The 9,449-nt window shown below is 72.8% G+C and carries 9 protein-coding genes; 5 read left to right on the forward strand and 4 right to left on the reverse strand.

Going from position 1 to position 9,449, the window contains the following annotated elements:
* The first annotated feature begins 58 nt into the window (after positions 1 to 58).
* From ACZ6Y7_RS36880 to ahcY, 3 genes are all read left to right on the forward strand, one after another.
* A complete protein-coding gene (locus ACZ6Y7_RS36880) occupies positions 59 to 1,303 on the forward strand; it encodes an SIS domain-containing protein (protein ID WP_465762342.1) in 1,245 nt (414 codons plus the stop codon).
* Between the two features lie 83 nt (positions 1,304 to 1,386).
* Positions 1,387 to 2,364 carry a cation diffusion facilitator family transporter gene (locus ACZ6Y7_RS36885; RefSeq protein WP_465762343.1) on the forward strand — a complete coding sequence of 326 codons (978 nt, stop codon included), beginning with the start codon at positions 1,387 to 1,389 and terminating at the stop codon, positions 2,362 to 2,364.
* A gap of 359 nt (positions 2,365 to 2,723) precedes the next feature.
* Positions 2,724 to 4,172 (forward strand): adenosylhomocysteinase, encoded by a 1,449-nt coding sequence (gene ahcY, locus ACZ6Y7_RS36890; protein ID WP_465762344.1) that lies wholly within the window; start codon positions 2,724 to 2,726, stop codon positions 4,170 to 4,172.
* Positions 4,173 to 4,242: 70 nt separating this feature from the next.
* Here ahcY and ACZ6Y7_RS36895 read toward each other — a convergent pair whose 3' ends face one another.
* Together ACZ6Y7_RS36895 and ACZ6Y7_RS36900 are read right to left on the reverse strand one after the other, a co-directional pair.
* Positions 4,243 to 5,313 (reverse strand): hypothetical protein, encoded by a 1,071-nt coding sequence (locus ACZ6Y7_RS36895; RefSeq protein WP_465762345.1) that lies wholly within the window; start codon positions 5,311 to 5,313, stop codon positions 4,243 to 4,245.
* Positions 5,310 to 5,849 (reverse strand): SigE family RNA polymerase sigma factor, encoded by a 540-nt coding sequence (locus ACZ6Y7_RS36900; RefSeq protein WP_465762346.1) that lies wholly within the window; start codon positions 5,847 to 5,849, stop codon positions 5,310 to 5,312. The genes ACZ6Y7_RS36895 and ACZ6Y7_RS36900 overlap by 4 nt, the downstream gene beginning before the upstream one ends.
* Positions 5,850 to 5,968: 119 nt before the next feature.
* Between ACZ6Y7_RS36900 and ACZ6Y7_RS36905 the strand changes: the two genes are divergently transcribed.
* A complete protein-coding gene (locus tag ACZ6Y7_RS36905) occupies positions 5,969 to 6,604 on the forward strand; it encodes a hypothetical protein (RefSeq protein ID WP_465762347.1) in 636 nt (211 codons plus the stop codon).
* Positions 6,605 to 6,647: 43 nt separating this feature from the next.
* On the opposite strand, the gene ACZ6Y7_RS36910 is transcribed toward ACZ6Y7_RS36905, so the two are convergent.
* Positions 6,648 to 7,694, reverse strand: a complete 1,047-nt coding sequence (locus tag ACZ6Y7_RS36910; protein ID WP_465762348.1) for an RDD family protein — start codon at positions 7,692 to 7,694, stop codon at positions 6,648 to 6,650.
* A 304-nt stretch (positions 7,695 to 7,998) separates the two neighbouring features.
* Here ACZ6Y7_RS36910 and ACZ6Y7_RS36915 point away from each other — a divergent pair, with 304 nt between their 5' ends.
* Positions 7,999 to 9,003, forward strand: a complete 1,005-nt coding sequence (locus ACZ6Y7_RS36915; protein WP_465762349.1) for a stage II sporulation protein M — start codon at positions 7,999 to 8,001, stop codon at positions 9,001 to 9,003.
* 166 nt (positions 9,004 to 9,169) lie between these two features.
* On the opposite strand, the gene ACZ6Y7_RS36920 is transcribed toward ACZ6Y7_RS36915, so the two are convergent.
* On the reverse strand, positions 9,170 to 9,449 hold a 280-nt coding region (locus ACZ6Y7_RS36920; RefSeq protein ID WP_465762350.1), incomplete at its 5' end, for a hypothetical protein.

Raw genomic sequence — 9,449 nt, forward strand, 5'->3', positions numbered from 1 at the left:
CCCCGGGGCACAGCCCCACCCGCACAGCCGTCCAGGACCGCAGCCGGAGGCCCGCCGCATGCTCGACGACACCCTGCTCGACGACCCGGCCGCCCTCCAGCGCGCCGACCAGGACCGCGCCCTGCTGGCCCTGGCCGGCGCCGGTGCCCGGGTCCGCACCGCGCTGCGGCAGGCCGAGGCGGCCGGCCTCGACCGCCTGCGCCCCGACGGCCGTCCGCGCGCAGTCCTGGTCGCCGGGCACGGCAGCGCGCTGACCGCGGCCGAGATGCTGGCCGCGCTGGCCGGCACCGCCAGCCTGGTCCTGCCGCTGCCGCCGACCGAGGCGGCCGCCCCGCGCGCCGACCGGGCCGGCGCCCCGCCCGTCTTCACCGCCGGGCTCGGCTGGCAGCTGCCCGGCTGGGCCGGCCCGCTCGACCTGCTGGTGATCAGCTCCGCGGACGGCGGCGAACAGGGCCTGGTCGCCCTCGCCGAGCAGGCCTACGCGCGCGGCTGCGCGATCGTCGTGACCGCCCCGGTGGGCAGTCCGCTGGCCGAGGCGGCCCTGCAGGTGCGCGCGCTGCCGCTGCCGTACGTGACGTCGGTGCTGCCGGAGGACGGCCCGCCCGCCGCGGCCGCCGAGCCCGACCTGCCAGCCGAGGACCCGGCCGCGCTCTGGTCCCACCTCACGCCGCTGCTGGCGCTCGCCCAGAAGATCGGCCTGACCCAGCTGCCGTACGACGCGCTGCCCGGGGTCGCCGACCTGCTGGATGCCACGGCCGTGCGCTGCCGCCCCGACGCCGCCGCGTACACCAACCCGGCGAAGGGCCTGGCCGCGCGGCTGGCCGGGACGGTCCCGCTGCTCTGGGCCGAGGGCCCGGTCGCCGGGGCCGCCGCCACCCGCTTCGCCGCCCAGCTGGCCGACCGGGCCGGGCGGCCCGCGCTGGCCGGATCGCTGCCGCAGGTGCTGACCGCCCACCGCGGCATGTTCACCGGGCAGTTGGGCGCCGGCGCCGATCCGGACGACTTCTTCCGCGACCGCGTCGAGGAGCCGGACCCGCTGCACCTGCAGGTCCTGCTGCTGCGGCACGTCCCCGGCCCGGCCGGATCGGCGGAAGAGCAGGACGGCCCGGTCGAGGTGCCGGAGGAGGACGCGGCCCCGCGCAGCTTCGGCGTGAGCAGGGCGCACCGGCTGGCCGCGGCGCACGACGTCCGGCTGACCGAGTACGCGACCGCCCGCTCGGACGCCCTGCAGGCGCTGGCCGACCTGGTCGCGCTGACCGACTTCGCGGTCGTCTACCTGGGCCTCGCCGCCGCGCAGTCCTGAGACGGTCGGCCGGGCCGGACCGCCCGGCCGGTACGGTAGGCGCTCGACGACGCCGATCCGACACCCCGTGAGGTTTCCCGAGCATGAGCACCGAAGGCGGCACCAAGGCACTGGTGGCGGCGCTGTCCGCGAATCTGGCGATCGCGGCGGCCAAGTTCACCGCCTTCGGTTTCACCGGCTCCTCCTCGATGCTGGCCGAGGGCGTGCACTCGGTGGCCGACTCGGGCAACCAGGTGCTGCTGCTGGTCGGCGGCAAGCGGGCGCGGCGGGCGGCGGACGAGGAGCACCCCTTCGGGTACGGCCGCGAGCGCTACGTGTACGGCTTCCTGGTGGCCATCGTGCTGTTCAGCGTCGGCGGCCTGTTCGCGATCTACGAGGGCTGGCACAAGGTCAACCACCCCGAACCGCTGGACTCCTGGGCCTGGGCGGTCGGCGTGCTGGTCTTCGCCATCGCGATGGAGGGCTGGTCGTTCCTCACCGCGATGCGCGAGTCGGCGAAGGTCAAGGGCACTCAGAGCTGGGCGCAGTTCATCCGCACCGCCAAGGCGCCGGAGCTCCCGGTCGTGCTGCTGGAGGACACCGGTGCGCTGATCGGCCTGGTGCTCGCGCTGTTCGGCGTCTCGCTCACGGTGATCACGGGGGACGGCGTCTGGGACGGCATCGGCACCCTGTGCATCGGCGCCCTGCTGGTGGTGATCGCCGTGGTGCTCGCGCTGGAGACCAAGTCGCTGCTGCTCGGCGAGTCCGCCGACAAGGAGTCGGTGCGGCGGATCCGCGAGGCGCTGGTGGACGGCCGCGCGGTCACCGGGGTGATCCACATGCGGACCCTGCACCTCGGCCCGGAGGAACTGCTGGTCGCCGCCAAGATCGCCGTCAACGCGGAGGACAGCGCCGCCCGGGTGGCGGAGGCGATCGACGCCGCGGAGGAGCGGGTCCGGTCGGCCGTGCCGATCGCGCGCGCGATCTACCTGGAGCCCGACGTCTACAGCGCGGAGAAGGCTGCGGCCGGCGAGGACCCGGCCGCCACGCCCGGCGGGCCGGGACCGCAGGCCGCGCACTGAGCCCGGCGCCCGGTGGCCGCACCGGGGTCCGCGCGCCGCGGCCTCGGGCCCGGCTTGAGCGCCGGTCGGGTCCGGGGTCGAAATCGGTCATCGACGGACAGCCGGTGGGGCCAGCGGTGTAGATTCGTCACCAGAGCCAGAACGTCGCTGCTGATGGCGGTCGATCGGCGGTCCGTGCCCGTAGGGTGTGCGCCGGTCGAGGGAGAGAGGTCCTCCGACGGTTTGTGCTGCGCAGCAGGGAGCCGGTCCGCCACCGAGGGGATCCGGCGGCCCGGGCGTAGCCGTGCACCCGTACGGCCCGCCACGCGCGACACACTCCCGGACTTCCGGCCCCACCCCCATCAGCGAGGAGCAGACGCATGTCGACCGAGATCACCGGTGACTTCAAGGTCGCCGACCTTTCCCTGGCGCCGTTCGGCCGCAAGGAGATCCAGCTGGCCGAGCACGAGATGCCCGGCCTGATGTCCATCCGTGCGGAGTACGCCGAGTCGCAGCCGCTGGCCGGCGCCCGCATCACCGGCTCGCTGCACATGACGGTCCAGACCGCCGTGCTGATCGAGACCCTGACGGCGCTCGGTGCCGAGGTCCGCTGGTGCTCCTGCAACATCTTCTCGACCCAGGACCACGCGGCCGCCGCCATCGCCGTCGGCCCGGAGGGCACCCCGGAGAACCCGCAGGGCGTGCCGGTCTTCGCCTGGAAGGGCGAGACCCTGGAGGAGTACTGGTGGTGCACCGAGCAGGCCCTGACCTGGCCTGACGGCAAGACCCCGAACATGATCCTGGACGACGGCGGCGACGCCACCCTGCTGATCCACAAGGGCGTCGAGTTCGAGAAGGCCGGTGCCGCTCCGGACCCGTCCACCGCGGACAACGACGAGTTCCGGATCATCCTGGAGCTGCTCAACCGCACCCTCAAGGACACCCCGACCAAGTGGACCGAGGTCGCCGCCACCATCAAGGGCGTGACCGAGGAGACCACCACCGGTGTCCACCGCCTGTACGAGATGCACCGGGACGGCCAGCTGCTCTTCCCGGCGATCAACGTCAACGACTCGGTCACCAAGTCGAAGTTCGACAACAAGTACGGCTGCCGCCACTCGCTCATCGACGGCATCAACCGCGCCACCGACGTCCTGATCGGCGGCAAGGTCGCCGTCGTGTGCGGCTACGGCGACGTCGGCAAGGGCTGCGCCGAGTCGCTGCGCGGCCAGGGCGCCCGCGTCATCGTCACCGAGATCGACCCGATCTGCGCGCTCCAGGCGGCGATGGACGGCTACCAGGTCACCACCCTGGACGACGTGGTCGAGATCGCCGACATCTTCATCACCACCACGGGCAACAAGGACATCATCATGGCCTCCCACATGGCCCGGATGAAGCACCAGGCCATCGTGGGCAACATCGGCCACTTCGACAACGAGATCGACATGGCCGGCCTGGCCAAGCTCGACGGCATCGTGAAGACCGAGATCAAGCCGCAGGTCCACGAGTGGCGCAAGGCCGACGGCCGCACCATCATCGTGCTCTCCGAGGGCCGCCTGCTGAACCTGGGCAACGCGACCGGCCACCCGTCCTTCGTGATGTCCAACTCCTTCGCGAACCAGACGATCGCCCAGATCGAGCTGTTCACGAAGACCGAGCAGTACCCGATCGGCGTCTACGTGCTGCCGAAGCACCTGGACGAGAAGGTCGCCCGCCTGCACCTCGACGCGCTGGGCGTGAAGCTGACCACCCTGACCCAGGAGCAGGCCGACTACATCGGCGTTCCGGTCGAGGGCCCGTACAAGTCGGAGCAGTACCGCTACTGATGCTCCGGTAGCCGTACGCCGGTGGCCGGCACCCCTGCGCGGGGTGCCGGCCACCGGCGTCTGCGGGGGTTCAGCGGACGATCACCTCGGTGGTCCAGGTGCTCTGGTCCGGGCCGAGGCCCTTGGTGTGGGCGAGCATCCAGGGCAGGCCGCCGAGCTGTTCCAGGGTGGCGGGCAGGCCGGCCCCGGCGCCGATGGAGATCTCCACGCCGTTCTGCACGGTGACCAGCGGCGGGTTCGGGTCCGTGTAGGGGGATCCGTCCGTGCCGGTGAAGGTGGCGTGCGGCCCGTTCGGACGCATGTCGACCGAGACGTTCTTGCCGTCGACCTGGAACAGCAGCCACAGGCTCCACGCGCCCACACCGTCGGTGTCCGGCACCGAGAGCAGGACGTCGGTGGCCTTGAACGCTTCGGGCAGGCCGGTGAACTGCACCGGCAGCGGGACCCGCCAGTTCCCGAACCGCACGTCCTGGGCGGCCCGGTGCAGGACCTCCTGGGTGACGTCCCCGGCCTTGCCGCCGTAGCCCGTGATCTCCGCCCAGCGCCCGGAGGCGGTCAGCCAGCGCAGTGTGGGCTGCGTGTCCCGGGGCGAGTCCTTGGCCGCCCAGTAGGCCGGTCGTCCGCCGATCGGCTCGGCCTCCACCCGGTGGAGCTTCGTGTTGCCGGGCCCGGTCATCGGCGGTTCCTCGCCCGCCTTGTACTGCGAGAGCAGGATCCGCGGGGCGTCGTCCCCGTCGCCGCGGGCCTGGGCGTAGATGCCGTGGTAGCCGGTCTCGTAGCCGATGCTCCGCTCGCCGTGGGCCCAGTCGGGCAGCCAGCCGAAACGGACCTCGGTGGTCAGCGGGTCGAAGCCGGCCGGGGTCGGGGCAGCGGAGGCGGACGGCGAGGGCGAGGTGGTCGCGGTGGGGCCGGCCGGTGGGGCGGGGGTGGCGGAGCCGCCTCCGGGCGCCAACAGTGCGGTGGTCGTGATCACCGCGGCGGTCACGACGGCCACGGCGCCGGCCAGGGCGCGCCTGCGCCGGCGCAGCCGGATGGTGCCCTCGGTGATGGACCGGCCGGCGTCGATGCCCGTCGGCGGCGCGGGCCCGTCGGCGATGGCCGTCAGCCTGGTGGCCAGGTCGTCGTGATCCTTGCTGGTCATGGCGTCCTCTCGGCGACGGTGGGACGGAGGGCGAGGTGGCCGCGCAGGGCGTCCAGGGCGCGGGAGCTCTGGCTCTTGACGTTGCCGGCGGAACAGCCCAGGGCCTCGGCGGCCTGCTCGATCGACAGGTCGCAGTAGTAGCGGAGCACCACCGTGGCCCGCTGGCGGGGCGGCAGGGCGGCGAGGGCCCGGCGCAGGTCGAGCGCGGTGTCCAGGTCGACGTGGCGGGTGGTCGCGTCCGGGTCGCCGCCGTCCGCCGTCGTGTCCGGGCCGGCCCCGGTGCGGACGGTGCGCCGCCACCACGGGGAGCGCTGCTCGGCCAGGAAGGTGTTCACCAGGACCCGGCGGGCGTAGCCGTCCCGGTTCTCCACCCGACCGGCTTTCGCCCAGTTCATGTACAGCTTGGTGATCGTCTCCTGGACCAGGTCGTCGGCCCGGTGCCAGTCCCCGCACAGCAGATAGGCGACCTTCCGCAGCCAGCCGCTCCTGGAGGCCACGTACCCCGTGAACTCCTCGTCGCGCGTCTGCTTCGCCATCTGCACCCCCTCTCGTCATGGCGGCGGCACCGGTCCGGTGCCGTCCACCCACCTAATGCGCGCACCACCGGGGAACGTTGCATGCGGGTGCTGCGGGAGCCGCACGTAGGCTTTCGGGCATGCCCAACGGCCGATACTCCCTCCACGACCCGCACGACCACGTCCTGCTCGGCGAGGAACGCTTCAGCTGCGCGCCCGGGGCGGCCGGGTGGCGGTACGTCTCCAAGACCTACGCGCCGGACGGCCGGGTGATCGGCGGCGTCGACCTGACGCTGGACTCGCGCGCCCGGCCGCTGCGGATGGAACTGCGGGCCGGCGGCTGGCAGGTGCGCGGCGGAGCGGTGGACGGGGTGGCCTGGGTCCGGTCCGCCGCGGCGGACCCGGCCGGCGAGCATGCGGTGGAGGGGCACGACCGGGCGCACGCCTTCACCGGCCGCTCCCCGGGCTTCCTGGTCGCCACCGCCCGGCTGTTGAGACTGCGCGAGGGGGCGAGCGCGCGGGTGCGGCTGGTCGCGTTCACCGAACCGGTGCTGGCGCCGCGCACCCTCGACCAGGGGTGGCTGCTGGAGGGCGTCGACACGCACGGGACGGACTCCGGGCCGCTGCTCGTCGAGCGGTACCAGGTCGCGGACCTGGAGACGGGGGAGCAGCAGGTCGTGCACCTGGCGGGGGACGTGGTGCTGTCGGCGGCCGGGGTCGAGCTGGAGGAGCTGGAGTCGCCGCCGAACGCCTGGCGGGTGGGGGCGGAGGAGTAGCCGGGGCGGGTGCTCCCGTCGGGTCGTCGGGAGGTCCGGAACGTCAGGACGGCGGGGTGAAACCGGTGCCGGCGGCGGACTTCTCGAAGGAGGGGGCCGTCGGGGCGGTCGGCGTCGGCGTCGGCGCCGGCGTCGTCAGCGAGGGCGGGGTGGTCGGTGCGGTTGGGGCGGGGGCGGCCGGGACGCCCAGGACCCGCGGCGGCCGTCCGTCGGCCGTGCCGGGCACCGACCCGGAGACCGGGTGGACGGCGGGCACCTGCGCGGGGACCGGCTGCCCGGGATTCGGCTGCCAGGGTGTCGGCTGCCCGGGTATCGGGCCGGCCGCCCACAGCTGTTCCTGGGCGCGTACCCACGCGCGGCGCTGGCGCTCGGTGAGCACCGCGCCCAGGTACGCCGCCGGATGGAGGCCTGCGGGCACCGGCTGTCCGATCCGCTCGGACAGGTCCCCGGCCAGCCGGGAGGTCATCCGGATCATCACTGCCGGGTCCAACTGGCCGGCCCGGCCGAGCACTTGGCGTACCGCGAGCCAGAGTGGCTCCGGAACGGCGGAGAGGTCCATCGCGACCAGCTCATGGCCCATCGCCTGCAGCAGCTGCGGGTGTACCGGCGGCAGCGGAGTGGCGGAACCGCCCGGGGTGCGCTCGCGGACCACCACCGTCCCGGCGAAGAGGTCGCCGAGCCGCCGGCCCTCCGTGTTCACCGCCGAGGTGATCACCGCGGGGCAGCCGGACAGGGCGATCAGCTCGAAGAAGCCGACGAGCCCGCGCACCAGCGAGTGCCGGAACCGCACCGGCCCGCCGTCGGCGCGCACCACCCGCAGGCCGAGCGCGGCCTTGCCGAGCGAGCGTCCGTGGCTGAGCGTCTCGACCATCACCGGGACGGCGACCAGGAAGAACACCATCAGGCCGATCACCGCCGCCGCCAGGGCGGCGCCGTCGAGGTCGACCAGCACGAGGCTCAGCACGACCGTGACCACCAGCAGGGCGGCGAACTCCACGAGCAGGTCGAGCACGACCGCCAGCGCCCGACTCGGAAGCTTCGCCGTCTGCAGGCCGAGGACGACCGCCTCACCCGTCACCAGGTCTCTCAAGACACCTGTCCGTTCACGCTCTTGGAGCCCCGTACGGCTCGCCCATGCAGATGCCGGGACCGCCGAGGGCGGCAGCGCCGGGAAGGGGATCGTCCGGGATCGGCCCCCACGACCCGCTCTCCGCAGTCTGATCCGCAGCCGCAAACATACGGGGCCCGGCGGGCGCACGGGAAGTGAGATCCCCGGAGGCGGCGGTCCGGGCCGCTGCTGGCATGCTGGGCCGCGCGTGTCCGTCCGTACGTACCCGCCCGCTCGCCCACCCGCGCACGCACGTCCGCGCCCCCGCCGATCATGGAGCCGCCGAATGGACCTGGACGTCTTCGTCGCCACCCACCAGGGGGAGTGGGCGCGCCTGGACGCCCTCGCCCGCAGGCGCCGGCTCACCGGCGAGGAGGCCGACGAACTCGTCACGCTCTACCAGCGCGCCACCGGACACCTCGCCAAGGTCCAGGCCGCGGCACCGGACCCGGCGCTGCTCGGCCGGCTGACCGGCCTGGTCTCGCGCGCCCGCAGCGCGGTGACCGGCGCCCGCACCAACGGATGGCAGGACGTCGCCCGCTACTACATGGTGAGCTTCCCGGCCGCGCTCTACCGCGCACGCCGCTGGTGGCTGCCGGTCGCGGTCCTCTCGCTCCTCGCCACCGCACTGATCGCGTGGTGGGTGGCCGGCCACCCGGAGGTCCGCAACAGCCTGGTCGCCCCCGACCGCCTGCGGGAGCTGACCCGCCCCGGTGGTCAGTACGAGGCGTACTACTCGGACCGCCCCGCCAGCTCCTTCGCGGCGCAGGTCTGGACGAACAACGCCTGGATCGCCGTGCAGTGCCTGCTGTACGGCGTCGCGCTGGGCGTCCCGGTGCTCTACGTGATGTGGGGCAACGTGGTGAACCTCGGGCTCGGTGTCGGGCTGATGGCCTCCGCCGGACGCCTCGACACCTTCCTCGGCCTGCTCATTCCGCACGGGCTGCTGGAGCTGACCGCGGTCTTCGTGGCCGGCGGCCTCGGACTGCGCCTCGGCTGGACCGTCATCGACCCCGGTCCGCGCACGCGAGCGGTGGCTTTGGCGGAACAGGGCCGCGCGATCATCGGAATGTCGATGGGGCTCGCCACGGTCCTGGCGGTCTCCGGCGTCCTCGAAGCCTTCGTGACGCCGTCCGGTCTGCCGACCTGGGCCCGTATCTCCATCGGCGTGCTGGCGGAGGTGGCCTTCCTCCTGTACGCCCTGGTGCTGGGCCGAAGGGCTGCGGAAGACGGAGAGTTCGGCGACCTGGACGCGTCCGACCGGGCGGATCTGCAGCCCGTCGCAGCCTGAGGCGATGTTATCAACACTCCTCTGACCTGCTAGTCTCCTCTCATCCCGGCCAAACCATTGACGTGGTGAGGGTGGGCTAGTAGGTTTGAACGGTTGGGACTGACTGGACAACGGTCGGGCCCGGGCGTTAGTGTCTACGACACCGCCGAATCGAGGCGAGCGCGTTTCACGAAATGCGCGCCCTCCGACGAAGCAAATCCCTCGGACTGAGCAGACCGAAAGCTTTGATAAGCTTCGGAGCGAAGTTTGCAGGAAATCCCGCCAGCGGGAATCGGATGAAGAAAGCGCCGGAAACGGAGCGGAAAACATCTGATAAGCTGGAAACACGAAAGAACGAAGCCCGGAGGGCCTGCTGGAAGGCGGCTCGAAGGAAGCGTCCGTTCCTTGAGAACTCAACAGCGTGCCAAAAGTCAACGCCAGATATGTTGACATCCCCGGCCTCGGTC

Source organism: Kitasatospora sp. NPDC053308 (assembly GCF_055585785.1).

Bases quoted from the DNA above. Each gene is read 5' to 3' on its own strand.
- ACZ6Y7_RS36880 (WP_465762342.1), top strand. From the start codon at position 59: ATGCTCGACGACACCCTGCTCGACGACCCGGCCGCCCTCCAGCGCGCC.
- ACZ6Y7_RS36885 (WP_465762343.1), top strand. From the start codon at position 1,387: ATGAGCACCGAAGGCGGCACCAAGGCACTGGTGGCGGCGCTGTCCGCG.
- ahcY (WP_465762344.1), top strand. From the start codon at position 2,724: ATGTCGACCGAGATCACCGGTGACTTCAAGGTCGCCGACCTTTCCCTG.
- ACZ6Y7_RS36895 (WP_465762345.1), bottom strand. From the start codon at position 5,313: ATGACCAGCAAGGATCACGACGACCTGGCCACCAGGCTGACGGCCATC.
- ACZ6Y7_RS36900 (WP_465762346.1), bottom strand. From the start codon at position 5,849: ATGGCGAAGCAGACGCGCGACGAGGAGTTCACGGGGTACGTGGCCTCC.
- ACZ6Y7_RS36905 (WP_465762347.1), top strand. From the start codon at position 5,969: ATGCCCAACGGCCGATACTCCCTCCACGACCCGCACGACCACGTCCTG.
- ACZ6Y7_RS36915 (WP_465762349.1), top strand. From the start codon at position 7,999: ATGGACCTGGACGTCTTCGTCGCCACCCACCAGGGGGAGTGGGCGCGC.